Annotated in this window: 19 protein-coding genes; 13 read left to right on the top strand and 6 right to left on the bottom strand. The window is 61.1% G+C overall.

Annotated elements, in window-relative coordinates; genetic code table 11:
- Window positions 1-250 precede the first annotated feature (250 nt).
- Genes AC3ISR_RS23140 through AC3ISR_RS23130 form a run of 3 tightly spaced genes read right to left on the bottom strand, consistent with a single transcriptional unit; the run spans window position 251 to window position 3376 of the window.
- Window positions 251-1072: a peptidoglycan DD-metalloendopeptidase family protein gene (locus tag AC3ISR_RS23140; RefSeq protein ID WP_226457745.1), complete on the bottom strand. Its 822-nt coding sequence runs from the start codon at window positions 1070-1072 to the stop codon at window positions 251-253.
- Between the two features lie 3 nt (window positions 1073-1075).
- A complete protein-coding gene (gene xseA, locus AC3ISR_RS23135; protein ID WP_192299555.1) occupies window positions 1076-2455 on the bottom strand; it encodes an exodeoxyribonuclease VII large subunit in 1380 nt (459 codons plus the stop codon).
- Between the two features lie 30 nt (window positions 2456-2485).
- Window positions 2486-3376, bottom strand: coding sequence for a LysR family transcriptional regulator (locus tag AC3ISR_RS23130; protein WP_463984134.1), 891 nt, complete (start codon window positions 3374-3376; stop codon window positions 2486-2488).
- A gap of 99 nt (window positions 3377-3475) precedes the next feature.
- Here AC3ISR_RS23130 and AC3ISR_RS23125 point away from each other — a divergent pair, with 99 nt between their 5' ends.
- From AC3ISR_RS23125 to guaA, 4 genes are all read left to right on the top strand, one after another.
- The gene (locus AC3ISR_RS23125; protein ID WP_463984133.1) at window positions 3476-4243 is read left to right on the top strand and encodes a sulfite exporter TauE/SafE family protein; all 768 of its coding nucleotides are present in this window, start codon (window positions 3476-3478) and stop codon (window positions 4241-4243) included.
- A 161-nt stretch (window positions 4244-4404) separates the two neighbouring features.
- A complete protein-coding gene (locus AC3ISR_RS23120) occupies window positions 4405-4953 on the top strand; it encodes a sugar ABC transporter ATPase (protein ID WP_192299552.1) in 549 nt (182 codons plus the stop codon).
- A gap of 104 nt (window positions 4954-5057) precedes the next feature.
- Window positions 5058-6527: an IMP dehydrogenase gene (gene guaB / locus AC3ISR_RS23115; protein WP_192299551.1), complete on the top strand. Its 1470-nt coding sequence runs from the start codon at window positions 5058-5060 to the stop codon at window positions 6525-6527.
- 126 nt (window positions 6528-6653) lie between these two features.
- Window positions 6654-8231: a glutamine-hydrolyzing GMP synthase gene (gene guaA / locus AC3ISR_RS23110; protein ID WP_016977685.1), complete on the top strand. Its 1578-nt coding sequence runs from the start codon at window positions 6654-6656 to the stop codon at window positions 8229-8231.
- 143 nt (window positions 8232-8374) lie between these two features.
- On the opposite strand, the gene AC3ISR_RS23105 is transcribed toward guaA, so the two are convergent.
- Together AC3ISR_RS23105 and treR are read right to left on the bottom strand one after the other, a co-directional pair.
- Window positions 8375-10321, bottom strand: coding sequence for a putative bifunctional diguanylate cyclase/phosphodiesterase (locus tag AC3ISR_RS23105; protein ID WP_192299550.1), 1947 nt, complete (start codon window positions 10319-10321; stop codon window positions 8375-8377).
- 352 nt (window positions 10322-10673) lie between these two features.
- Window positions 10674-11378: a trehalose operon repressor gene (gene treR, locus AC3ISR_RS23100; protein ID WP_192299549.1), complete on the bottom strand. Its 705-nt coding sequence runs from the start codon at window positions 11376-11378 to the stop codon at window positions 10674-10676.
- A gap of 218 nt (window positions 11379-11596) precedes the next feature.
- Here treR and treP point away from each other — a divergent pair, with 218 nt between their 5' ends.
- The 5 genes from treP to AC3ISR_RS23075 all read left to right on the top strand — a co-directional run bounded on the left by treP (window position 11597) and on the right by AC3ISR_RS23075 (window position 19062).
- A complete protein-coding gene (gene treP / locus AC3ISR_RS23095; RefSeq protein WP_192299548.1) occupies window positions 11597-13039 on the top strand; it encodes a PTS system trehalose-specific EIIBC component in 1443 nt (480 codons plus the stop codon).
- Between the two features lie 108 nt (window positions 13040-13147).
- Window positions 13148-14794 (top strand): alpha,alpha-phosphotrehalase, encoded by a 1647-nt coding sequence (gene treC, locus AC3ISR_RS23090; RefSeq protein ID WP_192299547.1) that lies wholly within the window; start codon window positions 13148-13150, stop codon window positions 14792-14794.
- Between the two features lie 68 nt (window positions 14795-14862).
- The gene (locus AC3ISR_RS23085; RefSeq protein WP_192299546.1) at window positions 14863-16083 is read left to right on the top strand and encodes a maltoporin; all 1221 of its coding nucleotides are present in this window, start codon (window positions 14863-14865) and stop codon (window positions 16081-16083) included.
- A 187-nt stretch (window positions 16084-16270) separates the two neighbouring features.
- Complete coding sequence (gene ptsP, locus AC3ISR_RS23080; protein ID WP_463984130.1) at window positions 16271-18787, top strand: phosphoenolpyruvate--protein phosphotransferase; 2517 nt, start codon at window positions 16271-16273, stop codon at window positions 18785-18787.
- A 2-nt stretch (window positions 18788-18789) separates the two neighbouring features.
- Entirely contained in the window at window positions 18790-19062 is a 273-nt protein-coding gene (locus AC3ISR_RS23075) for a PTS sugar transporter subunit IIB (protein ID WP_192299544.1), read from the top strand.
- A 301-nt stretch (window positions 19063-19363) separates the two neighbouring features.
- On the opposite strand, the gene mltF is transcribed toward AC3ISR_RS23075, so the two are convergent.
- Window positions 19364-20824 carry a membrane-bound lytic murein transglycosylase MltF gene (mltF, locus tag AC3ISR_RS23070; protein ID WP_192299543.1) on the bottom strand — a complete coding sequence of 487 codons (1461 nt, stop codon included), beginning with the start codon at window positions 20822-20824 and terminating at the stop codon, window positions 19364-19366.
- A gap of 287 nt (window positions 20825-21111) precedes the next feature.
- Between mltF and purL the strand changes: the two genes are divergently transcribed.
- The 4 genes from purL to AC3ISR_RS23050 all read left to right on the top strand — a co-directional run bounded on the left by purL (window position 21112) and on the right by AC3ISR_RS23050 (window position 26702).
- Window positions 21112-25008, top strand: coding sequence for a phosphoribosylformylglycinamidine synthase (gene purL, locus AC3ISR_RS23065; RefSeq protein ID WP_192299542.1), 3897 nt, complete (start codon window positions 21112-21114; stop codon window positions 25006-25008).
- A 4-nt stretch (window positions 25009-25012) separates the two neighbouring features.
- Window positions 25013-25324 carry a YqfO family protein gene (locus tag AC3ISR_RS23060; protein ID WP_192299541.1) on the top strand — a complete coding sequence of 104 codons (312 nt, stop codon included), beginning with the start codon at window positions 25013-25015 and terminating at the stop codon, window positions 25322-25324.
- Between the two features lie 372 nt (window positions 25325-25696).
- Entirely contained in the window at window positions 25697-26266 is a 570-nt protein-coding gene (locus AC3ISR_RS23055) for a DUF6036 family nucleotidyltransferase (RefSeq protein ID WP_463984129.1), read from the top strand.
- Window positions 26250-26702 carry a hypothetical protein gene (locus AC3ISR_RS23050; protein WP_463984128.1) on the top strand — a complete coding sequence of 151 codons (453 nt, stop codon included), beginning with the start codon at window positions 26250-26252 and terminating at the stop codon, window positions 26700-26702. Before AC3ISR_RS23055 ends, AC3ISR_RS23050 begins: the two co-directional genes overlap by 17 nt.
- Window positions 26703-26789 lie beyond the last annotated feature (87 nt).

Raw genomic sequence — 26789 nt, 5'->3', positions numbered from 1 at the left:
ACGAGGCAGATCGATTCAGCCTGGCAGTCGTGCGCTGACGAGGCACAGGCTGCGGTGCTGGCGGAGCTGAATGAGGGTGTGAGAGGTTTTCATAAGCTCAACCCTAACCGCCGGGGTGAAAGATGGCAAGCAGTCGAGAAAAATTGAGATAAGTTCTGCTATTGGCTCGCGAAACAGGATTTTATGCCTGATAACTGTCAAGACTCTCGCTTTAATTGCGCGCCATTTGGCTGGCGCGCAATCGAGTCGGTCAGGGCTGGAACGCGCCGATAAAGATCGCCGGGTCGACCCGCGCATCGTTCAGGCTGACATTCCAATGCATATGCGGCCCGGTCGCACGGCCGGTCGAACCGACCTTGCCCACCACCGCGCCGCGGGTGAGTTGATCGCCGACTTTCACGTCGATCTTCGACATGTGGCAGAACATGCTGATAAAGCCCTGGCCATGGTCGACGAACACGGTGTTGCCGTTGAAGAAGTAGTTGCCCACCAGGATCACCTTGCCGTTCGCTGGAGTCTTGATCGGCGTACCGGCCGGTACGGCGAAATCCAGGCCCGAATGCGGGTTGCGCTCCTCGCCGTTGAAGAAGCGCCGCACGCCGAACTTGCTCGACAGCGGTCCGTTCACTGGTTTGTCCAGTATCAGGTTGCTGGGCAGGTTCGGGCTGAAGCTGCGGTAGGCCTTGATCTGCACCGCCAGCTCGGCCTCGATGCGCTTGAGCTGCGCCGGGTCCGGGTTCACCTGGCTTTTGTTCTTCAAGGTGATGCGCTGTTCCGGGTACTTCTTGTAGCCGACGATAAATGGCAGGTTGCGTCCACCGCTACTGATGCGTTCATTGCCCGGCTTGACCGTCAGCGGGATGCCGACGATTGCCAGCCAGTTGTCCTGCTCCCTGACCACCAACACCGGCTTGCCCAGGTAAGTGGCTTTCGGCGCGGCCGCCGATGGGCCCAACTCGACCACGGCCACACCGCCCGGCACCGGCTTGTTCAAGGTGCGGGTGATGTAGCTGTCGGCGTGGGCGTTGACGGCAAGGCACAACAACATCAACAGGCTGAATAAACGTGGCATCGATCAATCCAATAACGAAAGGGTGACGGGTGTCAGGTGATTGTCTTCCACCCGCACCTGCAGTTGGCCTTCACCGAGGCGTGCGGTCAGGCGCTGGCCGGTGTGGGTTTGTGCTGCGTTGCGAATCGCCTGGCCGCGCTCATCCAGCAGGATGCTGTAGCCACGCCCGAGGGTCGCCAGCGGGCTGACCACCTGCAACGTCTGCACCTGGCTTTGCAGTTGCAGGCGGCGCGCCTTGAGGCCTTCGCGCATGGCGCGGGGCAGACGCTCGGCGAGGCTGTCGAGGCGCTGGCGCAGCAGGGCCAGTTGACGGCCGGGGTGTTGGCCGGCGAGGCGGGTTTCCAGGCGGATCAGGCGTTCGCGACGGGTGTTGAGGTTGCGTTCGAAGGCGCGGCGCAGGCGCATGTCCAGGTCATCCAGGCGCTGGGCTTGCTGGCGCAGGCGCTCGCCGGGGTGACGCAGGCGTCGGGCCATGCCCTCCAGGCGCAGGCGGTCGTGGGTCAGGCGGTTGCGCATCAGCATCACCAGGCGGCGATGCAGGCTGTCGACCTGGCGCACCAGGTTGCTGGAATCGGGGGCCAGTAACTCGGCGGCGGCGGATGGGGTAGGGGCGCGCACGTCCGCGACGAAATCGCTGATGGAGACATCGGTTTCATGGCCGATGGCGCTGACGATAGGTGTCACGCAGGCATCTACTGCACGGGCGACCGCTTCTTCGTTGAAGCACCACAGGTCTTCCAGCGAGCCGCCGCCACGGGCCAGGATCAACGCGTCAAAGCCACGGGCGTCGGCCATTTTCAGTGCGCGCACAATCTGCGGGATCGCTTCGCGGCCTTGCACGGCGGTGGGGATCAATGTCAGTTGCACCTGCGGCGCACGGCGGCGGAACACGCTGATGATGTCGCGGATCACCGCGCCCGTGGGCGAGCTGATAATGCCGATCTTCTGCGGGTGGGCCGGCAGCGGCACCTTGCGCTCGGCACTGAACAGGCCTTCGGCGCTGAGCTTCTCCTTCAGCGCGTCGAAGGCCAGGCGCAGCGCGCCATCACCGGCAGGCTCTACGGTATCGAGGATCAGTTGGTAATCGCCGCGGCCTTCAAACAACGAAACCTTGCCGCGTACCTTCACCGCCAGGCCGTCCTTCAACGCCTGGCGCACCCGCGCCGCATTGTTGCGGAACAACGCGCAACGCACCTGGGCGCCGCTGTCCTTGAGGGTGAAATACACGTGGCCGGAAGCCGGGCGGGCGAGGTTGGAGATCTCGCCTTCGACCCAGATATTGGTGAACACGTCTTCCAGCAACACCCGCGCACGGCCGTTGAGCTGGCTGACAGTCAGGACTTCGCGGTCCAGGCCCAGGCGGGCAAACGGGTCTTTAATCATGAGCAGAGGTCTTTAATCATGGGCGGCAGTTTATAGGCATTCACGCAGGGTTTGACAGAATTGCTCCACCAGCGCGCTCGGCGTCTGCGCGCAGGCCAGGGCCACGGTGCTCAGGCAGTCCGGGTCGGCCAGCGGTAGAAACCGCACATTGGCGGGGGCGATGTCCTGCATGGATTTTGGTAACAAGGCAATACCGAAGCCGGCCTGGATCAACTGCAACTGGGTGGTCTTGCGCGACATGACCCGTGCCGCCTTGGGGAAAAATCCTGCACGCATGCACAGCTCGGCGGATAGATAACTCAGCCCCCCACGCTGGGGATGGGGGATCGAGATAAACGCTTCGTCCTTGAGTTGTTCCAGTTCAATCGGCGCATTACTGCGTGCCAACCCATGCTTTGGCGGCACCGCGAGCAACAGTTGTTCACTATATAAAGGTGTCACGCGCACGCCTTCGCGCTGGCGCAATACCGGCAAACGCAACACGCCCACCTCCAGGCGGCCGTCGGCGATTTCCTCCAATTGCGCCTCCGAGGACAGCTTGACGATGTCCATCGACACGCCCGGGCAGCGCTCCAGCCACGTACTGATGCCATGCAGCAACGCGCCACTCATCGGCACGGTACTGGAATGGCTCAAGCGCAGCGTGCCGCGTTGGCCGTTGCCGATTTGCGTGGTCATCTCGCAGGCCTTGAGCAGCTCACTCAGCAGGTTGCGCGCCCGTGGGTAGAAGGCTTCACCCGCCGCCGTCAGTCGGGGCTGGCGCGCAGTGCGTTCGAACAAGGGGGTTTGCAGTCTGGTTTCCAGCTCCTTGATCTGCCGGCTCAATGCGGATTGGGCGACAAACAAGCGCTCGGCTGCGGCGCTGAAGCTGCCACTGTCGGCGATTTCGACGAAGTAACGCAGTTGGCGGGTGGAGATCACGCGTCATGCCTTTTCGAGATGGGTGGAGGGCTTTGAAGATATTAGTCGCAACCCTCGTCGATGGCTAAAGTGAAGGCTATCTCTTTCAAGGAATAACCCATGAGCCCGGTTGAGCTGATGAGCCAGTGGTCGTTTGGCGCTGTGGATTGGCTGGTGATCGGCCTGGGCGTGGCGGTGGCCTACATCGTGTTTGGTATCGCCGGTTTTGGCACGGCGCTGGTGGCGGGGCCGATCCTGATCCTGTTTATGCCGCTGTTCAAGATCATCCCGCTGCTGGTGCTGCTGGATTTTGTCGCGGCGTTCGGCAATCTGCTGCAATCACGGCGCGACGTGAACAAGCCGGAGTTGCTGCGCCTGCTGCCGTGCATGGCGATCGGTTGCACCCTTGGCGTGGTGTTTTTGCTCAACCTGCACTCGGATGTGTTGCTGCTGTTGATGGGCCTGTTTATCAGTGCATATGCGATCTACAGCCTGGCCGTAAAAGCCCGGCCGGCGCAATTGGCGGCGGGTTGGTCGATCCCGATGGGCACCGTGGGCGGCTTGTTTGGGGCGTTGTTTGGCAGCGGCGGTTTTTTATACGCGATCTATCTGAACAGCCGCTTGCCCAAGGACGCGGCGCGCGCCACCCAAAGTGCGTTGATCAGTTGCAGCACGGTGGTGCGCTTGAGCCTGTTCCTGATTGCCGGGGTGTATGCGGATTTGCCGCTGTTGATGTTGGCGCTGTGCCTGTTGCCGGCGATGGTGCTGGGACTTTGGTTTGGGCGCAGGCTGACGATGCGCCTGTCCCGTGAAACCTTTGTGCGATTGGTGGCCTGGCTGGTGCTGGCCAGCGGTATTGCATTGATCGGGCGGTATTTGAGCGCTTGACCTGATTTCTTCAGGGATTAAGCTGCCAGCCTTCAGGGCCTCTTCGCGGGCAAGCCCGCTCCCACATTCGAGCGCATTTCTTCTGTTGGAATGCGGCCACCTGTGGGAGCGGGCTTGCCCGCGAAGGCGCCAGACGGCACACCGCAGGACTCTCAGGCCCCATGAACTCCCAAAGCATCCTTGTCCCGAAAATCTCCACCTTGCCCGTCCACGAACCCCGCGCCCGGGCGATTGTGCGTTGGCTGGTGCGCAAGAACATCATCAAGGAAGAACTCACCACCTGCGGGCGTACCGGCAACCGCATGGCCTACGCCATGGCCGATGGTGCCCGCGCCGTGGTGCTGTACCCCGAGGCGCTGCCATTCAACGAGCCGATCAACGGTCTGGAGATCATCTACAAGCGCTGCATCTATACGCCGGCCAAGGGCTTCCTCGAAGAAGCGGGCTGCCCGGAATGCCGCAAGGAAGTCGGCGAGGCGCTGTTCGAAAGCCTGGAAGACTGGATGCCGGGCCACACCGACAACTTCACCTGTCCGCTGTGTGGGCATGAAGACGACATCAACGGCTTCCTCTTCCTACAGGAATGCGGATTTTCCAACCTGGGATTCATCTTCAACAACTGGGCGGAGGCGGGGTTCAAGCAGAGCTTTATCGACGAATTTGCCGATTGGCTGGACCAGAAGATGAGTTGGGTCAAAGTCGAACTTTAATCCATCTATCAGTATTACCAAGTTTGTCAGAGTTTTACATTGAGCCCAGTGGGGTGCATGAGTATAATGGCGCGCTTCCATTTTCCCGCTCGGGAGCCCCCGCGATGCTGCGTATCAGCCAAGAAGCTCTGACATTCGACGACATTCTTTTAGTGCCCGGTTATTCCGAGGTGCTTCCTAACGAAGTCAGTCTCAAGACCCGCCTAACCCGTGGCATCGAGCTGAATATTCCACTGGTTTCCGCTGCCATGGACACCGTCACTGAAGCCCGTTTGGCAATCGCCATGGCTCAGGAAGGCGGCATCGGCATCATCCACAAGAACATGACCATCGAGCAGCAAGCTGCCGAAGTGCGCAAGGTCAAGCGTTACGAAGCTGGTGTGGTGAAAGATCCGATCACCATCGAAGCCGACGCCACCGTGCGCGACCTGTTCGATCTGACCCGCCTGCACAACATCTCCGGTGTTCCGGTGCTGCATGATGGCGACCTGGTCGGCATCGTCACTTCCCGTGACGTGCGTTTCGAAAACCGTCTTGAAGTCACCGTCCGTGAAGTGATGACGCCTAAAGAGCGCCTGGTCACGGTCATGGAAGGCGCCGACAAGAACGATGTGCGCGAACTGCTGCACAAGCACCGCATCGAGCGCGTGCTGATCGTCGACGACAAATTTGCCCTCAAGGGCATGATGACCGTCAACGACATCGAAAAAGCCAAGGCTTACCCGCTGGCCAGCAAGGATGACCAAGGTCGTCTGCGCGTTGGCGCTGCCGTCGGCACCGGTAAAGACACTGGCGACCGCGTTGCCGCGCTGGTGGCTGCTGGCGTTGACGTGGTAGTGGTCGACACTGCCCACGGTCACTCCAAAGGCGTGATCGACCGCGTGCGTTGGGTCAAGCAGAACTTCCCTGAAGTGCAAGTGATCGGCGGCAACATTGCCACCGGCGCTGCCGCCAAGGCCCTGGCCGAAGCGGGCGCGGATGCGGTCAAGGTCGGTATCGGCCCTGGCTCGATCTGCACCACCCGTATCGTTGCCGGTGTGGGCGTGCCGCAAATCAGCGCCATCGCCAACGTTGCTGCTGCCCTTGAAGGCACTGGCGTTCCGTTGATCGCCGACGGCGGCATCCGTTTCTCCGGTGACCTGTCCAAGGCCATCGTTGCCGGTGCTTCCTGCGTGATGATGGGCTCGATGTTCGCCGGTACCGAAGAAGCACCAGGCGAGATCGAACTGTTCCAGGGTCGTTCGTACAAGGCTTACCGCGGCATGGGTTCGCTGGGCGCCATGTCCCAGGCACAAGGCTCTTCCGACCGTTACTTCCAGGACTCCTCGGCAGGCGCCGAGAAGCTCGTTCCGGAAGGCATCGAAGGCCGTGTACCTTACAAAGGCACCCTGAGCGCGATCATCCACCAACTGATGGGCGGCCTGCGCTCCTCGATGGGCTACACCGGTAGCGCCAACATCGAAGAAATGCGCACCAAGCCAGAGTTCGTACGGATCACCGGCGCCGGCATGGCTGAATCCCATGTTCACGACGTGCAGATCACCAAGGAAGCGCCAAACTACCGCGTCGGCTGAAGCCGACGACTAGAAGCCACAAGTTATAAGCTGCAAGCGGGGCTGTGTTGGTGCAGCTCCCGCGCAGTCCCCGATTACTTGCAGCTTGCAGCTTGAAGCTCGCAACTGCTTTTCAGAGTCCCTCCCATGGCCCTCGACATTCACGCCCACCGCATCCTGATCCTCGACTTCGGTTCCCAGTACACCCAACTGATTGCCCGCCGCGTGCGTGAGATCGGCGTGTACTGCGAACTGCATCCGTTCGACATGGACGACGAAGCGATCCGCGAATTCGCACCGAAAGGCGTCATCCTCGCCGGTGGCCCCGAGTCCGTGCACGAAGCCAACAGCCCGCGCTGCCCGCAAGCCGTATTCGACCTGGGCGTGCCTGTCTTCGGTATCTGCTACGGCATGCAGACCATGGCCGAGCAACTGGGCGGCAAGGTTGAGGGTTCCGAACTGCGTGAATTCGGCTACGCCCGTGTCGACGTGGTCGGCAAGAGCCGCCTGCTGGACGGCATCGAAGACCACGTTGACGCCGACGGCCTGTTCGGCCTCGACGTGTGGATGAGCCACGGTGACAAGGTCACCAAGATGCCGGAAGACTTCCACATCCTGGCCAGCACCCCGAGCTGCCCGATCGCCGGCATGTTCAGCGACGAGCGTCGTTACTACGGCGTGCAGTTCCACCCGGAAGTGACCCACACCAAGCAAGGCGGCCGCATCCTGTCGCGCTTCATCCTCGACATCTGCGAGTGTGAAGCCCTGTGGACCCCGTCGAAAATCGCTGAAGATGCCATCGCCCAGGTTCGCGCCCAGGTCGGCACCGACAACGTACTGCTGGGCCTGTCCGGCGGCGTTGACTCCTCCGTGGTAGCAGCCCTGCTGCACAAAGCCATTGGCGACCAACTGACCTGCGTCTTCGTCGACAACGGCCTGCTGCGCCTGCACGAAGGTGAGCAAGTGATGGCCATGTTCGCCGAGAACATGGGCGTCAAGGTGATCCGCGCCAACGCTGAAGATCAGTTCCTCAACAACCTGGCCGGCGAGTCCGACCCGGAGAAGAAGCGCAAGATCATCGGTCGTACCTTCATCGACGTGTTCGATGCCCAGTCCAACAAACTGGACAACATCAAGTACCTCGCCCAGGGCACCATCTACCCTGACGTGATCGAGTCGGCCGGCGCCAAGAGCGGCAAGGCCCACGTGATCAAGTCCCACCACAACGTGGGTGGCCTGCCTGAGGAGATGAACCTCAAGCTGGTAGAACCGCTGCGCGAACTGTTCAAGGACGAAGTGCGCCGTCTGGGCCTGGAACTGGGCCTGCCGTACGACATGGTCTACCGCCACCCATTCCCGGGCCCGGGCCTGGGCGTGCGTATCCTCGGTGAAGTGAAGAAGGAATACGCCGACCTGCTGCGTCGCGCCGACCACATCTTCATCGAAGAGCTGCGCAAGGCCGACTGGTACCACAAGGTCAGCCAGGCGTTCGTGGTGTTCCAGCCGGTGAAATCCGTTGGCGTTGTAGGCGATGGCCGTCGTTACGCGTGGGTCGTGGCCCTGCGTGCCGTAGAAACCATCGACTTCATGACCGCCCGTTGGGCACACCTGCCGTACGAACTGCTGGAAACTGTCAGCGGCCGTATCATCAATGAGATCGAAGGCATTTCGCGCGTTACTTATGACGTGTCGAGCAAGCCGCCGGCGACGATTGAGTGGGAATGATCCCGCGTCCGGTACCGACCGGCATCAAGTGCTAAGAAATACCCCGAAAGCCCGCGTAACTGCGGGCTTTCTGCTTTTTTGGCCTGCCACCTTCGCTGTCGCTTCGGCATGAGCGCGAGTTGCGCCTTGCCCTCTTTGGCGGTTTAAACCACCTGCAACTTGGCCAGTTGCTCGCCTTCAAGCCAGGTACTGATGTCGCTGGCGCGCATGGGTTTGGAGAACAGGTAGCCTTGGGCCCAGGCGCAGCCGAGGTCTTTCAGGGCGTCGAGTTCTTCGGCGGTTTCCACGCCTTCGACGATGCATTCCAACTGCATGTCCTGGCACATGGCAATCAGCGACTTGACGATCTTGAAGCGAGCCGGGTCGAGGTGGATGTTGGTGACGAAGGTTCGGTCCACCTTCAGTTTGGTCAGCGACAGCGCATGGATCTGGCTCAGGCTGGAATAGCCGGTGCCGAAGTCGTCGAGAGAAATGCCACAGCCCAGTTCGCGAAACTGGCTGATCGCCCGCTGGGTCTGCGGCAGGTCTTGGATGGCCGCGGTTTCGGTGATTTCCAGATCGAGAGAGGGCGGGTCGAAACGGCTGTTCTTGATCTGCTCGACGATCTGCTGGGCGGCGTCCTGGGAACCACAGTCGTGAGCGGACAGGTTGAATGACAGGCGGATGCCCGCAGGCCAGCTCGTTGCCGCGTCCAGCGCCTTGTTCAGCAACGGTATAGTGAGGCGATTGATCATGCCGATACGCTCGGCAATCGGGATGAACTCACTTGGCGGGACGTTACCCAGCTCCGGGCTTTCCCAACGTGCCAACGCCTCGAAGGCGACTGTTTGCTGACTGTGAACATCCACGATGGGTTGGAACACCATGTAAAACTCACAATCCAGATCGGCCCTGCGCAGGGCCTGTTCGGTCAGCCCTTCGCGATTGAGCTGCTGGCGATGGGCTGCGCTGAACAGGCAGACCGAGCCTGGACGGTGGCGCTTGCTCTGGTACAGGGCATAGTCGGAGTATTCATACACTTGTGTGGCGCTGGATGCCTGATCCGGGAAGGTCGCGATGCCCAGTGACGCACTGATCTGAATAGGGATGTCCACCAGCAGAAACGGCTCGCGCATACTGGCGCAGATTCTCTCGCCAAAGGCCTGCAACTGGTCGTCGCTCATGGCCTGAGTGATGATCAGACCGAACTCGTCGCCTCCCAGCCGGGCCAGGTGTACTTCTTCGTTGAGTAACCCGGTCAGGCGCTGGCCAACCAGATAGAGCAGTTTGTCACCGATGCTATGGCCATAGAGATCGTTGACCGGCTTGAAGCCATCCAGGTCGATCAGCCCCACGGCCAGGCGAACCTCCTGCCCGCTGGCGCGGGACAGCAGCGTATCGAGGCTGGAAAAAAATTGCCGCCGATTGGCCAGCCCGGTCAGGCTGTCCTGGTTGGCCAGTTGAAGGTTTTCCTCACTGAGTTTTGCCGTCTGCGCCTGCATGTTCACCAGCCGGGTGAAGTCGGCGTACTGCGCCTTGAGAATGATCAGCATGGCGATGGACACCAGCAGGACGTCAATCGCAGTGGCCACAAAGGAAATGATATGGGTGGATGCGAAGAACACCACGAACGCCGAGTTGACCACTGCAGTGGTGACCAGGGCTGCCGGCAGCAGGTGCATCATGCAAAAAATGCAGCCGATGACGGTGATCGCCATATAAAAGGCGACATGCGCCTGGGAATAGCTGTCGCCATAGGGAAACAGCGCCAGCGACCAGGCGGTGAACGCCGCGGCGACAAACGGCGCGAGCATATTGGTGCGCTTAAGCGCCGTCAGCATCTGCGCCGGGCTGCGCGAGCGACTGCGCGTGCATATCCATTGCGCTGCACGAATCACCCCGAACAACGTCATGATCAAAGGGCAATACACCACCAGCCAGCGCGGCGCGACCGCAAAGTGGGTGCCCGCCAGCATCAGGCTGTTGACCAGCAGGATGAAATACATCATGGGCAACTGGCGAGACAGCGCGATGTATTGCGCCTTGACCAGACCGGGATTGTCCTTGGGCACAGACATGAGCGCTCGCACTCCGCGCAGTGTTTTCTTCATATATCCAAAGCTCTGAAAATACGGCCAGATAAATACCCAAACGGATTTTCCTTTCCCCCCTGGACCGAGCAGGGCTAAACACTGCTCTCATGGAAGTGTGTCGGCCGACCCCTCTTGTTTCTGCAATATTTGCGACTAGTGGCACTTTGAATTCGTTCCGGCAGCCGCGCGCAATAGTGGTAAGCGAGGCAAGCGCCTTCGGACAGCGCCGACAATTAACGGCCAATGGCTTGCTATCTGCGACGATTGGCGCTTTTGCGCAGGGAACGGGTGATTGGCGCTAACCGACCAGGGGCTATTTAGCAGACTCAACGAGCGCTGCTTCGCCCCGCACTGCTCAGCCAGATGTCGCTCAGCGGCGCGCAATATCCGAAAAGTAAAACTTATCCAACGTATGCCGCGACTCGGTGTACTCGAACTGCCGCCCATCCTGCAAAAACGTCTGGTTGCTCACCACGATCACATGGCTTTGGCCTTCGAGATCGAGGTGTGCCTGGTCGTCCTTGCTGCGGGGCAGGGCTTCGATGGTGCGCTGGGCGTAGGCGATTTGCAGTTGCAGGGTCTGTTCGATAAACGCGTAGATCGACTGCTCGGCGATGCTGCGGTCCAGGCCGGGGATCAGCTCGGCGACGAAATGGTTGATGTCGAGGATCACCCGTTTGCCGCCGATGCGCCGCACCCGTTTGATGCGGGTGATCAGGGTGCCGGGCTCGGCTTCGATATGTTGCAGCAGTGAACCTTCCAGCGGGAACTGGGTGAACTCGACGACGTCGGTGCGTACGTCATCGCCCAGGTCGGCGTGGGTTTCATGGAAGCTGACGATGCCGCCCAGTTGGAACTCAATCGGGTTGGGCGACAGCACGAAGGTGCCCTTGCCGTGGATCTTTTGCGCAAAGCCGCGCTCCTGCAACTGCTCGATAGCCCGGCGCACGGTGCCGCGGCTGGCCTGGTAGCTGTGCATCAGTTCGGTTTCGGAGGGGAGGCGCGTGCCGCGTTGCAGGCGTTCAGTGGTGATGCTGGCAAGCAGATCGGTATAGATCTGGTTGTATTTGCTCATGGGGATGGCTCTGTGCCTTTGCGTTCAGGCAGGAACCTTAGTGGCATGGGTGGGGTTTGTCCATTCGACCTACAGTGAGTCGGGTCCTACACCGAATAAACTTTTTGTAACTCGTCTGTACGAGTTATTGCTTTAACTCGTACAGACGAGTACTTTTGCCCTCGGCGTGCTGCCAATGACTGCCCCCCCAATAAAAAAAACCAAAGTGGAAACCAAGCATGAGCCACGACTATTCGAACATTGCCCGCGAGATCCTCGAACACCTCGGTGGCAGCGACAATCTTGAGCAAGCCGCCCACTGTGTGACCCGCCTGCGCCTGGCGTTGAAGGACCCGAGCCTGGTCAACGGCAGTGCGCTGAACCAGGTCGATCTGGTCAAGGGCTCGTTCTTCACCGGCGGCCTGTTCCAGGTGGTCATCGGCCCCGGCGAAGTGGAAAAGGTCTACGCCGCCCTGCGCGAACAGACCGGCCTCGCCGCCGCCACCATCGCCGACGTGAAGAAAAAAGGCGCCGACAAGACCAACGCCATGCAGCGCCTGGTGCGGGTGTTCTCCGATGTGTTCATGCCGATCCTGCCCGCGCTGATCATCGCCGGCCTGTTGATGGGCGTGAACAACCTGATGGGTGCCAAGGGCATGTTCATCGAGGGCAAGACGCTGCTGGAGGCGTATCCGAACCTGGATGGCCTGTGGAGCCTGATCAACCTGATGGCCAACACCTCGTTCGTGTTCCTGCCGGCGCTGGTGGGCTGGTCGGCGGCCAAGCGCTTTGGCGGCAGTGAAATCCTCGGCATCGTGCTGGGCCTGATGCTGGTGCACCCGGACCTGCTCAATGCCTGGAACTACGGTAAAGCTGTTGCCGGCCTCGACGGCCAGAGCCTGCCGTACTTCGATATTTTCGGCTGGTTCAAGATTGAAAAAGTCGGCTACCAGGGGCAGATCCTGCCGATCCTGATGGCCGCCTATGTGATGAGTGTCATCGAGAAATGGCTGCGGGCGCGGGTGCCCAACGCGATCCAACTGCTCGTCGTGCCGATCACCACCATCGTTGTCACCGGCGTGCTGGCCCTGGCGATCATCGGCCCGGTGACCCGTCACCTCGGCATCCTGATCACCGAAGGTGTGGTCACCCTGTTCGACCTGGCGCCGATGGTTGGCGGGGCGATTTTCGGCCTGCTGTATGCGCCGTTGGTGATCACCGGCATGCACCACATGTTCCTCGCCGTGGACCTGCAACTCATCTCGACCCAGGGCGGCACCTTTATCTGGCCGATGATTGTCATGTCCAACCTGGCCCAGGGCAGCGCCGCGCTTGGGGTGTTCTACATGACCCGCAATGCGCGGGACAAAAGCATGGCGTCCACCTCGGCGATTTCCGCGTACTTCGGCATCACGGAGCCAGCGATGTTCGGGGTGAACCTGCGCTTCAAGTTTCCGTTCTACGCCGCGCTGCTGGGCTCGGCGCTGGGCAGCATTTTCCTGTCGCTGAACAAGGTGCAGGCGTCGGCCATCGGGGTCGGTGGCTTGCCTGGGTTTATCTCGATCATTCCGCAGTACATCCCCAGTTTCGTGATCGGGATGGTGATTGCGATCGTGGTGCCGTTTGTTCTGACCTGTGGGTTGAGCATGAAGATTGTTCGGCCTGGGTACAGGGTTGCCTGAACCACTGCTATCGCGGGCAAGCCCGCTCCCACTTTTTGATTTGTGAATACATGCAGATGTGGGAGCTGGCTTGCAAAGCCAGCACCAAACTCTACTCAAGGAGCCCCCATGCAAAACTGGCAACACTCGGTGATCTACCAGATCTACCCCAAAAGCTTCCACAGCCACGCGGGTAACGCCACCGGTGACCTGTTGGGCATCGTGGACAAACTCGACTACCTCCAATGGCTGGGCGTCGACTGCCTGTGGATCACCCCGTTCCTACGCTCGCCGCAGCGCGACAACGGCTACGACATCAGCGACTACTACGCCATCGACCCCAGCTACGGGACCATGGCCGACTGCGAGTTGCTGATCAGCGAAGCCGCCAAGCGCGGCATCAAGCTGATGCTCGACATCGTGGTCAACCACACCTCCATCGAGCACGCGTGGTTCCAGCAAGCACGCAGCAGCCTCGACAACCCGTACCGCGACTTCTACATCTGGCGCGACCAGCCGAACAACTGGGAATCCAAGTTCGGCGGCTCGGCCTGGGAGTACGAGGCGCAAACCGGCCAGTATTTCCTGCACCTGTTCGACCACACCCAGGCCGACCTCAATTGGGACAACCCCAAGGTGCGCGCCGAAGTGTTCAAGCTGATGCGCTTCTGGCGTGACAAGGGCGTCGGCGGTTTCCGCCTGGACGTGATCAACCTGATCTCCAAGCCCGCCGATTTCCCCGAGGACAACACCGACGGCCGTCGCTTCTACACCGACGGCCCGAACGTGCACGAGTACTTGCAGGAAATGCACCGCGAAGTCTTCGAAGGCCACGACCTGATCAACGTCGGCGAGATGTCGTCCACCAGTCTGGAACACTGCATTCGTTATTCGAATCCAGCGTCGAAAGAGCTGTCGATGACCTTCAACTTTCATCACTTGAAAGTCGATTACCCAAACCTGCAGAAGTGGGTGAAGGCCGACTTCGATTTCCTCCAGCTCAAGCAGATCTTTTCCGACTGGCAACTGGGCATGCAGGCCGGTGGCGGCTGGAATGCGCTGTTCTGGTGTAACCACGACCAGCCGCGCGTGGTCTCGCGTTTTGGTGACGACGGTTTACACCGCGTGGTCTCGGCCAAGATGCTCGCCACCGCGCTGCACTTTCTCCAGGGCACGCCGTACGTGTATCAGGGCGAAGAGTTGGGCATGACCAACCCGGGCTTCGACCGCATCGAGCAATACCGTGATGTGGAGACCCTGAATATCTTCCGTCTCAAGCGCGATGCGGGCGAGTCCGAAGCCGTGAGCATGGCTGCGATCATGCAGAAGTCGCGGGACAACGGGCGTACGCCGATGCAGTGGAATGCCGGGGCCAACGCCGGTTTCAGCCGCGGCGAGCCGTGGATTGGTATTGCGGCCAATGCCTCGACGATCAACGTCGAATGCCAGCTGGATGACCCGGATTCGGTGCTGCATCACTACCGTGCGCTGATCGCCTTGCGTCGCCACGAGCCGCTGATCCAGCACGGCGTCTATCGCCAACTGCTGCCAGACCATCTCCAGGTCTGGGCCTACCTGCGCGAAGGTCACGGCGAACGCCTGCTGGTGCTGAACAACTTCTACGGCAAACCCTGCGAAATCCAACTGCCTGACAACGTGCTCAACGCGGCGACCGAGCAACGCCTGCTGATCAGCAACTACCCCGACTGCCCGCAGCGAAGCGCGGCGGTGGTGTTGCGCCCCTACGAATCGTTTGTGCTGCACCTCAAGGACTGAGACCCGCTGTAACCCCGTGTGGGAGCACGGGGCGCTGCAAAAACCATAATAAAAATTCGGAGTGCGTCATGAAAACAACAATAAAACTGGGCCTCGTTGCGTCCTGCCTGGGCTTGCCCTTCGGTGCGCAGGCGCTGGAATTTGCCGGTTACCTGCGTAGCGGCGCAGGCACTTCAACGGGCAGCGGTCCGCAACAATGCTTCCAATTGCCGGGGGCGCAATCCAAGTACCGCCTGGGTAACGAATGCGAACAATACGCTGAGCTGGAACTGCGTCAGGACCTGCTGACCCTCGACGACGGCTCGGTGCTCAGCGTTGATGCCATGGCCTCGCTCTATAACAAGTACGACCGCGAGCTCAAGTTCCAGGGCGAGAACAACGGCTCGGCGCGCATGCCGCAGATGTATGCGCAGTGGTCCAACCTGCCCAGCCTCAACGGCGGCTCGATCTGGGCCGGGCGGCGTTATTACAAGCGTAACGACATCCATATCTCCGACTTCTACTACTGGAACCAGAGCGCCACGGGCGGCGGCATCGAGGACGTGCTGATCGGCGACCTCAAGTACAGCTATGCGATTTCCCGCAAGGACAACCTGTACCAGAAGGAATACGCCACCCGTCACGACTTCAACGTTGCCGGCTTCAAGACCAACCCTGGCGGTGAGCTGGAACTGGGCTTGAGCTACATCGAAAAAGCCGGTGGGCGCGACACCAACAGCGGCTGGGCGCTCACCGCGCAGCACGTGCAAAAACCTTTCCTGGGCGGCAAGAACAAGTTCGCCTTGCAGTACGGCGAAGGCCCCGGCACCGGGCTCGGCTACACCGGCAATACATTCCTGGATAACAGCAGCAAGAGTTATCGCGCCGTGGAGTTTTTCGACTGGCAGGTGACTCCGCGTTTCGGCGGGCAGATCGAGGCGGTGTACCAGAAAGACATTCGCCCCGGCAGTCAGGACCAGACCTGGATGTCTGTCGGTGTGCGTCCGGCGTATGCCATCAGCGAGCAGTTCAAGCTGGTCACCGAGCTTGGCCATGATCAGGTCGATGCCAGTGGCGGCACGCGCAAGCTGAGCAAATTTACCTTTGCCCCGACCTGGTCACCCAAAGGCCCGGATTTCTGGGCGCGCCCGGAAGTGCGTTTGTACTACACCTATGCAACCTGGAACGAAGCGGCCAAGCGCGCGGCGAATGAGCTGGCGGCAGGGTCGGCGTTGTCCGATACCGGGTCGTACGGTACGGCGCGGCATGGGTCGAACTTTGGTGTGCAGGTCGAGTACTGGTGGAAGTAAGTATGTGGGTGTACGCGGACTAATAATGTGGGAGCGGGCTTGCTCGCGAATGCGGTGTATCAGCTATGTATTCGGTGACTGACACACTGCATTCGCGAGCAAGCCCGCTCCCACATGTTGATCTCCGCCGCCCCAGGGATTTGTATCCAACCGATGATTTTTACAGAACAAAACAACAGGTGAAGTCATGACCACAACTCAACCCCTGGAACTGCTGGCACCGCTGTCCGGCGTGCTGCTGGCACTGGACTCGGTGCCCGACCCGGTCTTCTCCAGCCGCCTGATCGGCGATGGCCTGTGCATCGACCCGACCTCGCAGACCCTCTGCGCACCGTTGGCCGGGGTGATCAGCAATATCCAGGACAGTGGGCATGCGGTCAGCATCACCGATGACCACGGCGTGCAGGTGCTGATGCATATCGGCCTGGACACCGTGAACCTCGCAGGCAAAGGTTTCACCCGCTTGGTGCAGGAAGGCCAGCGCGTGGAGGCCGGGCAGGCGCTGATCGAATTCGATGCCGATTATGTGGCGCTCAATGCCCGCAGCCTGCTGACCTTGATGCTGGTGGTCAGCGGTGAGCCGTTCACCTTGCTGGCGAACGGCTCGGTCGAGATGGGCCAGCCGCTGTTGCAGTTATCCCCAGCCGCGCCGGTTGACGCAGTGGATGAGGAGGAGGGCGATGCGCTGTTCTCCAAACCGCTGACGCTGCCCAACGCCAACGGCCTGCATGCGCGCCCGGCGGCGGTGCTGGCCCAGGCGGCCAAGGGCTTCAAGGCGAGCATCTACCTGCACAAGCAAACCCAGAGCGCCAACGCCAAGTCGCTGGTGGCGATCATGGCGCTGCAAACCGTGTACGGCGACACCTTGCAAGTGAGCGCCGCGGGCGAGGATGCCGACGCGGCGATCAAGGCATTGGTGGCGCTGTTGGCTGACGGTTGCGGCGAGACGGTCGCGGCAGCGGCCGAAGTGATTGCGCCGGTGTCATCGTCGACACTATTGCGTGGCGTGTGCGCGTCGCCGGGCTCGGCGTTTGGCCAGGTGGTTCAGGTGGCTGAGCCCGAGTTGAGCATCACCGAGCAGGGCGCTGGTGAAGCGGCCGAACGCGCCGCATTGCAGCGTGGCCTGCGGGCCGCCAACGCAGCGCTGCAAGCGTTGCAAGACAAGGCCGCCGGTAGCGCCCAGGCGGAGATTTTCCGTGCTCACCAAGAGTTGCTCGAAGACCCGACATTGCTTGAGCAAGCCCACGACCTGCTGGCGCAAGGCAAGAGCGCCGCGTTTGCCTGGAACAGCGCCACGCTCGCCACCGTCCAGTTGTTCCAGGGCCTGGGCAATGCGCTGATCGCCGAACGTGCAGCGGACTTGGCCGACGTTGGCCAACGCGTGCTCAAGTTGATCCTCGGCATTCAAGACAGCGCCTGGGACTTGCCCGAGCGCGCGATCCTGATCGCCGAACAGCTGACGCCCTCGCAAACCGCCAGCCTCGACACGCGCAAGGTGCTGGGGTTTGTCACCGTCGGCGGCGGCGCCACCAGTCACGTCGCGATCCTCGCCCGTGCCCTCGGCCTGCCGGCGATGTGTGGTGTGCCGCTGCAAGTGCTGGCGTTGGCCAATGGCAAGCAGGTGCTGCTGGATGCCGACAAAGGTGAGCTGCACCTGGAGCCGAACCTGGCTGAAATCGAACAGCTGGAGGCCGCGCGCCAACAGCAAGTACTGCGTCGCCAGCGCGAAGTGGCGCAGGCTGGATTAGCTGCCACTACTCGCGATGGGCATCACGTTGAAGTCACTGCCAACGTCGCCTCGTTGCAAGAAGTCGAGCAGTCGTTGACCCTGGGCGGCGAGGGGGTTGGCCTGCTGCGTTCCGAGTTCCTCTACCTGGACCGCAATCGCGCGCCCAGCCCGGAAGAACAGGCGGGCACCTACACCGCCATCGCCCGTGCCCTGGGCACCGAGCGCAATCTGGTGGTGCGTACCCTGGACGTCGGCGGCGACAAACCATTGGCCTACGTGCCGATGGACGCCGAGACCAACCCGTTCCTCGGCTTGCGCGGCATTCGCCTGTGCCTGGAGCGCCCGCAGCTGCTGCGCGAGCAGTTCCGTGCAATCCTCGCCAGCGCCGGTTTTGCGCGCCTGCACATCATGTTGCCGATGGTCAGCCTGCTGTCGGAGCTGCACCAGGCCCGCACGATTCTTCAGGAGGAAGCGCTGGCGCTCGGGCTCTCTGAACTGCCGAAACTTGGCATCATGATCGAAGTGCCGTCCGCCGCGCTGATGGCCGATGTGTTTGCGCCCCATGTGGATTTCTTCTCCATCGGCACCAATGACCTGACCCAATACACCCTGGCCATGGACCGCGACCACCCGCGCCTGGCCAGCCAGGCCGACAGCTTCCACCCGGCGGTGCTGCGCTTGATCGCCACTACCGTCAAGGCGGCCCATGCCCATGGCAAGTGGGTCGGCGTGTGTGGGGCGTTGGCCTCCGAAGCACTGGCGGTGCCGGTGTTGCTCGGGCTGGGGGTGGATGAGTTGTCGGTCAGCGTACCGTTGATCCCGACCATCAAGGCCACCGTGCGCGAGCTGGACCTGGCCGACTGCCAGATCATCGCCCGTCAGGTGCTGGGCCTGGAAGAAGCCGCCCAAGTGCGTGAGGCGTTGCGCCTGTACCACGCGGCCACCGTTGAAACCTCACCTGTCGTGGAGCTTTGAACATGTTCGAGAAATTGCAGCGGGCGTTCTGGAAGGCGTTGACTCCGGATTTGATTGCCGAGACGGTCGCCGCGCCTGGGGTGTTGTCAGCCGAAGTGCTGAATGCGTTGGGTGGGGCGGACAACCTCAAGTCGCAGCAGCGGGTGGCACTGACGCGGGTGAGGGTGCAGTTGTTGGATATGGCGAGGCTGGATGCCGCGGCGTTGAAGGCGGCGGGTGTGCCAGCGGTGATGGTGCTGACGGGGGGCGTGGTTCACCTGCTCACCGGCCTCTGAACCAGATGGAGATTCAAATGTGGGAGCGGGCTTGCCCGCGAATGCGCCGTGTCAGTCTCTACATGTGCCGACTGACCCACCGCTTTCGCGGGCAAGCCCGCTCCCACAGGTGATTGGTGTTGCTGGGCTGTCAGCGCTCGGCTGGAGATCCCCCTCACACCGCCAATCCCCTGTGGGAGCTGCCGAGCTTTAGCGAGGCTGCGAAGGCGGCGGCACTGTTGGTAGAGGTGTTGGCTGAACCACCGCTTTCGCGGGCAAGCCCGCTCCCACATTGGTTTGTGGTGTCTGGGAGAGTGCGTGCTTACAGTTGGGGGTTGTCTTCCGGCGGCTTGGTCTTGTTCACGCCCGGCACATGCAGGTTGCCTTCGACCACCTGGTTGCCCTCCAGCTGCGGCTGGGTCACCCAGGTCAGGATGTCGTAATAGCGCCGGATGTTCGCCACAAAGTGCACCGGCTCGCCACCCCGGGCATAACCGTAGCGGGTCTTGCTGTACCACTGCTTCTGCGACAGGCGCGGCAGCATCTTCTTGACGTCCAGCCACTTGTTCGGGTTCAGGCCTTCGCGCTTGGCCAGGGTGCGCGCATCTTCCAGGTGACCGGTGCCGACGTTGTAGGCAGCGAGGGCGAACCACGTACGGTCCGGCTCGGCGATGCTGTCGTCCAGTTCATCCTTGATCTTGGCCAGGTACTTGGCGCCGCCCATGATGCTTTGCTTGGGGTCCAGGCGGTTGGACACGCCCATGGCCTGGGCGGTGTTCTGGGTCAGCATCATCAGGCCGCGCACGCCGGTCTTGGAGGTGACCGCTGGTTGCCACAGCGATTCCTGATAGCCGATAGCCGCCAATAAACGCCAGTCGACCTTTTCTTCCTTGGCATAGGCCCGGAAGTGTTTCTCGTATTTGGGCAAGCGCTGCTGCAAGTGCTGGGCGAAGGTATAGGCGCCGACATAACCGAGTACATCAACGTGCCCGTAGTAGCGGTCTTTGAGCCGTTGCAGAGTGCCGTTCTTCTCGACCTTGTCCAGGTAACTGTTGATCTCGTTGAGCAGGCTGTTGTCTTCACCGGCGGCCACGGCCCAGCTCTGGTTGCTGGCGTTGCCGAGGTCGAACGCCACGCGTACGTTGGGGAAGTAGACTTGGTTCATCGCCACTTCGTTGGAGTCCACCAGGGTCAGGTCGATTTGCCCTTCGTCCACCATGCGTAGCAGGTCGACCACCTCAACGGCGTCGGATTCTTCATATTCGATTGCAGGGTTCTGCTGTTTAAGCGCCGCCAGTTGTTCGGCGTGGGTGCTGCCCTTGAGCACCATGATCTTCTTGCCCACAAGGTCCGCCGCATTCGTCGGGCGGGACTGGCCGTTGCGGTAGATGATCTGCGGGGTCACTTCAAGATAAGGGTGGGAGAAGCGCACCTGCTGCTGGCGCTGCTCGCTGCTGACCAGGCCGGCGGCGGCCAATACCGGGCCGTTGGTCTTGCCCAACTGGCCGAACAGGTCATCGAGGTTGTCGGCGGTCTCGATCTGCAACTTGACGCCCAGGTCATCGGCAAAACGCTTGACCAGTTCGTATTCGAAACCGGTTTCGCCGTTGCGGTCCTGGAAATAGGTCGCCGGGCTGTTCCGGGTAATCACCCGCAATACGCCATCCTCCTTGATTCGCTCGAGCGTGCTGGGTTTATCAACACAGGCGCTGAGCATCAGGAAGAGTCCGGTTGCGATGAGCCATTTGGCGCACCGCGGGCGCAAAGCAGTAGGGGAGAACATCTGCGCAGTATACGCAAACGGCCCACGGCGCCATATCTCGACAGCGCGGGACTTGTCTGCTAGGTGCCGAAAAAGCGTGCTGCAGCCCGCAGAAATGCGGGTTGGCGGGTGATTGTGACGGTTAAAATAACTGCGCCGAATGCCCTGGATAATGCCCCGATAGCGTGCAAACCATGCCAACTGACGTTCGGCAGCGGCCAGCGGTGCCGTTTCGGGTGCCGTTGGCGATGGTTTACGCTAGAATGCACGGCCTCAAAGCACACCCCCTTCCCGAGGCTGTCCCGAAGATGTTGATCCTGCGCGGCGCTCCTGCCCTTTCTGCCTTTCGCCACAGCAAACTCCTTGAGCAACTGAGCCAGAAGGTTCCAGCTGTTACAGGCCTGTACGCTGAATTTGCTCACTTCGCCGAAACCACCGGCGTATTGACCGCCGACGAACAGCAAGTGCTGGCACGCCTTCTGAAGTACGGCCCAAGCGTTCCCGTTCAAGAGCCGACTGGCCGCTTGTTCCTGGTTCTGCCACGGTTCGGCACCATCTCGCCTTGGTCGAGCAAGGCCAGCGACATCGCCCGCAACTGCGGCCTGGAAAAAATCCAGCGCCTGGAGCGTGGTATTGCCTTCTATGTCGCCGGCCAGTTCAGCGACGCCGAAGCCGAGCTGATCGCCAGCAGCCTGCACGACCGCATGACCCAGATCATCGTCGGCCAGCTGGAACAGGCCGCCGGTCTGTTCAGCCACGCCGAACCCAAGCCGCTGACCGCGATTGACGTGCTCGGTGGTGGTCGCGCCGCCCTCGAGAAGGCCAACACCGAACTCGGCCTGGCCCTGGCCGACGACGAGATCGACTACCTGGTCAACGCCTTCAACGGCTTGAAGCGCAACCCGCACGACATCGAACTGATGATGTTCGCCCAGGCCAACTCCGAGCACTGCCGTCACAAGATCTTCAACGCCAGTTGGGACATCGACGGCGAGAGCCAGGAAAAAAGCCTGTTCGGCATGATCAAGAACACCTACGTGATGCACAGCGAAGGCGTTCTGTCGGCTTACAAGGACAACGCCTCGGTCATCGTCGGCTCCGTCGCCGGCCGCTTCTTCCCGGACCCCGAGACCCGCCAGTACGGCGCGGTGCAGGAGCCGGTGCACATCCTGATGAAGGTCGAGACCCACAACCACCCGACCGCGATTGCCCCGTTCCCGGGCGCAGCCACCGGCTCCGGCGGCGAGATCCGCGACGAAGGTGCAACCGGCCGTGGCGCCAAGCCAAAGGCAGGCCTGACCGGTTTCACCGTGTCCAACCTGCAGATCCCGGGCTTCGAACAACCGTGGGAAGTGCCGTACGGCAAGCCTGAGCGCATCGTCACCGCGCTGGACATCATGATCGAAGGCCCGCTGGGCGGCGCTGCGTTCAATAACGAATTCGGCCGTCCGGCGCTGACCGGTTACTTCCGTACGTTCGAGCAGTCCATCACCACCCCGCGTGGCGATGAAGTGCGCGGCTACCACAAGCCGATCATGTTGGCTGGCGGCATGGGCAACATCCGTGAAGAACACGTCAAGAAAGGCGAGATCCTGGTCGGCTCCAAGCTGATCGTGCTCGGCGGCCCGGCAATGTTGATCGGCCTGGGCGGCGGCGCAGCTTCCTCCATGGCCACCGGCACCAGCTCGGCAGACCTGGACTTCGCTTCCGTACAGCGCGAAAACCCAGAGATGGAACGCCGCTGCCAGGAAGTCATCGACCGTTGCTGGCAGTTGGGTGACAAGAACCCGATCAGCTTCATCCACGACGTCGGCGCCGGCGGCTTGTCCAACGCCTTCCCGGAGCTGGTCAACGATGGCGACCGTGGTGGCCGTTTCGAACTGCGCAACATTCCAAACGACGAGCCGGGCATGGCCCCGCACGAAATCTGGAGCAACGAATCCCAGGAACGCTACGTGCTGGCTGTTGGCGCAGAAGACTTCGCGCGCTTCCAGGCCATCTGCGAACGCGAGCGTTGCCCGTTCGCCGTGGTCGGCGAAGCGACTGCCGAACCGCAACTGACGGTCACCGACAGCCACTTCGGCAACAGCCCGGTGGACATGCCGCTGGAAGTGCTGCTGGGCAAAGCCCCGCGCATGCACCGTTCGGCCGTACGTGAAACCGAACTGGGCGACGATTTCGACCCAAGCACGCTGGATCTGTCCGACAGCATCGAACGCGTGCTGCACCACCCGGCCGTGGCGAGCAAAAGCTTCCTGATCACCATCGGCGACCGCACCATCACCGGCCTGGTTGCCCGTGACCAGATGGTCGGTCCGTGGCAGGTCCCGGTGGCTGACGTTGCCGTCACCGCCACCAGCTTCGACGTCTACACAGGTGAAGCCATGGCCATGGGCGAGCGCACGCCGCTGGCCTTGCTGGACGCCCCGGCGTCGGGCCGCATGGCCATCGGTGAGACCCTCACCAACATCGCCGCGTCGCGCATCGGTAAATTGTCTGACATCAAACTGTCGGCCAATTGGATGTCCGCTGCCGGTCACCCGGGTGAAGACGCGCGCCTGTACGACACCGTCAAAGCCGTCGGCATGGAGCTGTGCCCTGAGCTGGGTATCACCATTCCGGTGGGCAAGGACTCCATGTCCATGGCCACCCGTTGGAACGAAGACGGCACCGACAAGAGCGTCACCTCGCCGCTGTCGCTGATCGTGACGGGTTTCGCGCCCGTCACCGACATCCGTCAGACCCTGACCCCGCAACTGCGCATGGACAAGGGCACCACCGACCTGATCCTGATCGACCTGGGCCGTGGCCAGAACCGCATGGGCGCGTCGATCCTCGCGCAAACCCATGGCAAGCTGGGCAAGCAGGCGCCGGACGTCGATGACGCCGAAGACCTCAAGGCCTTCTTCGCGGTGATCCAGGGCCTGAACGCCGACGGCCACCTGCTGGCTTACCATGACCGTTCCGACGGCGGTTTGCTGACCAGCGTCGTCGAAATGGCCTTCGCCGGTCACTGCGGCCTGAACATCGTGCTCGACAGCGTTGCCGAGGATAAGTCCGAGATCAACGGCATCCTGTTCAACGAAGAACTGGGCGCGGTGATCCAGGTTCGCCAGGACGCCACCCCGGACGTACTCGCACAATTCAGCGCCGCTGGCCTGGGTGATTGCGTAGCCGTGATTGGTCAGCCGATCAACAACGGCCAGATCGACATCGTCTTCAATGGCGACACCGTATTTGAAGGCCAGCGCCGTCTGCTGCAACGCCAGTGGGCCGAGACCAGCTACCAGATCCAGCGTCTGCGCGACAACGTGGAGTGCGCCGAGCAGGAATTCGACGTGATCCTGGAAGAAGACAACCCGGGCCTGAGCACCAAGCTCAGCTTCGACGTCAACCAGGACATCGCCGCGCCTTACATCAAGAAAGGCATCCGCCCACAAGTGGCGGTACTGCGTGAGCAGGGCGTCAACGGCCAGGTGGAAATGGCGGCTGCGTTCGATCGTGCCGGCTTCAATGCGATCGACGTGCACATGAGCGACATCCTCGCCGGTCGCGTTGACCTCAACGAGTTCAAAGGCCTGGTAGCCTGTGGCGGTTTCTCCTACGGCGACGTGCTGGGTGCCGGTGAAGGCTGGGCCAAGTCGGCCCTGTTCAACAGCCGTGCGCGCGATGCGTTCCAGGGCTTCTTCGAGCGCAACGACAGCTTCACCCTGGGCGTGTGCAACGGTTGCCAGATGATGTCCAACCTCAGCGAACTGATCCCGGGCAGCGAGTTCTGGCCGCACTTTGTGCGCAACCGTTCCGAGCAGTTCGAAGCCCGTGTCGCCATGGTGCAGGTGCAGGAGTCCAACTCGATCTTCCTGCAAGGCATGGCCGGTTCGCGCATGCCGATCGCCATCGCCCACGGTGAAGGCCATGCCGAGTTCGAAAGCGAAGAAGCGTTGCTGGAAGCCGACCTGTCCGGTTGCGTGGCCATGCGTTTCGTCGACAACCACGGCAAGGTCACCGAGACCTACCCGGCCAACCCGAACGGCTCGCCGCGCGGGATCACCGGCCTTACCAGCCGCGACGGTCGCGTCACCATCATGATGCCGCACCCGGAGCGGGTATTCCGCGCCGTGCAGAACTCGTGGCGCCCGGAAGAGTGGAACGAAGATGGCGCCTGGATGCGCATGTTCCGCAACGCTCGCGTGTGGGTGAACTAAGACGGTGTACAAGCTCGCCTTCTTTGTGCCCGACAGTCATGTGGAGACGGTGAAGACCGCCGTCTTCGCAGCTGGCGGTGGGCGCATCGGCAGCTACGACAGCTGCGCCTGGCAAGTGCTGGGCCGGGGCCAATTCCGTGCGATGGACGGCAGCCAGCCGTTTATCGGGCAAGTGGGCCAGGTTGAAGTGGTTGACGAATGGAAGGTTGAGCTGGTGGTGGCGGATGAGTTGATCGCGGCTGTTGTGGCTGCTTTGAAACTCAGCCACCCGTACGAGACACCCGCGTATGAAGTGTGGCAGTTGGCGGATTTCTGATTCGCATGCTGCAAAAACAACGAACCCGCCGGGCCAGTTTGGTCAGCGGGTTTTTTGTTGTCTGCTAGGGCCTCATCGCAGGCAAGCCCGCTCTCACATTCGACTGTATTCCCACATCAACATGTGGGAGCGGGCTTGCCCGCGATGGCGCCTGCCCTAGCACCTCAGACCTTTCCGACAAGCCTTTCAGGTTGTCCCTCGGAACCTGCCTCAATAGCCTTTTACGGTCGCTGTCGGTTCAGTGATCGGGATCTGAATTCGAGGCCCGTCCAGTAACATTGCTTACGGGTTTGACATTCAATGATGGCATTTCCAGATACCGTCGTTCCGCGCATCAAGACAAGTACTTCACTAGGACGAGCTTTGGTTGCGATGTTCAAGTCCATCGAAGAGGAATTGATGCTTGAAGGCGCCAAGCCGGGTGCGGTCAAGGTGATTGTTTTCGGCGGCTGCGCTGTTCACTTATATACGCACCATCGTATTTCCACGGATGTGGATGCGGAGATTTATTCCTCGGATTGTCGAAACACACTGCGCCTTCAAACCCTACTGGCAGAGTTTCCTGAACAGTTTTTCGATGAGCACTCTGGCCGTGTCATGGAGCTGAACTATGACCTTCAATACAACACCGGTTTTGGTCCGCTTCACGAAGACTATTGGGAGCGAAGCATCCCATTGGAAGACTTTTCGCTTGAATCCGCGTTGCACCTGCATATCGCGGCACCTGTCGATATTGCGATCTCAAAGTTGGGTAGAGCTACAGAGCAGGACGTGAGTGACATCATGGCGTTGCTCCGGGCGGGCTTCATAGTGACCACTGAGCTCCGTCGGCTGGCAATGCAGGCGATTGATATGTATGTTGGCAACAAAGAGCAGCCTAAATCTATTCTGACCAATATCTTGCACGAATATCTGGAGACTGCAGATGGCGAAGCCTATTAATGGTCCCGTCCTCTCGTCCGCCTTGGACACACTGGTCAAATGCCCTTTGAATCAGGCGGATGACGATGCGCTGGTGAGTGCCGCAAAAGCTGTCTGGTACTCGGACGCGAATCTCGTCGGTGAAGTGAAAAACTTTCTAGATGCTCACTCCTGCGAACTGGAACTTCGTCGCGCGGGGTATCTGCTGGAGCGCTTCACACGTTTTTCGTGTGTGACGGATAGCCGAGTTTTAGAAGCAATGCGTGCTATCGAGCTGTTTTCGGCGACTGCTTCCAAACAGGATGTGAAGCCTTTGGGCGTTGTTGCACTGCGCAGCCGTCGTGATGAACTGGCGGTGTCCTGGGGACTGAGTGAGGGGTTGGGTTTGAAGGTCCAAGCGCTGATGCCTTTTCAGACTCGTCATTACGAAGCGGAGCAGCGTGGGGCGTCTGCCTAGACGTTCGTTGCGATTAGAGAGCCCGGCTTAGGCCGGGTTTTTATTGTCTGCGATTTTTTCAGCTCGCGAATATTTCCGACAAGCCTT

This window comes from Pseudomonas sp. GL_117, from assembly GCF_057835125.1.
Note: the sequence above shows the minus strand (reverse complement) of the source record. Positions and strands in the feature narration are given on the sequence as shown.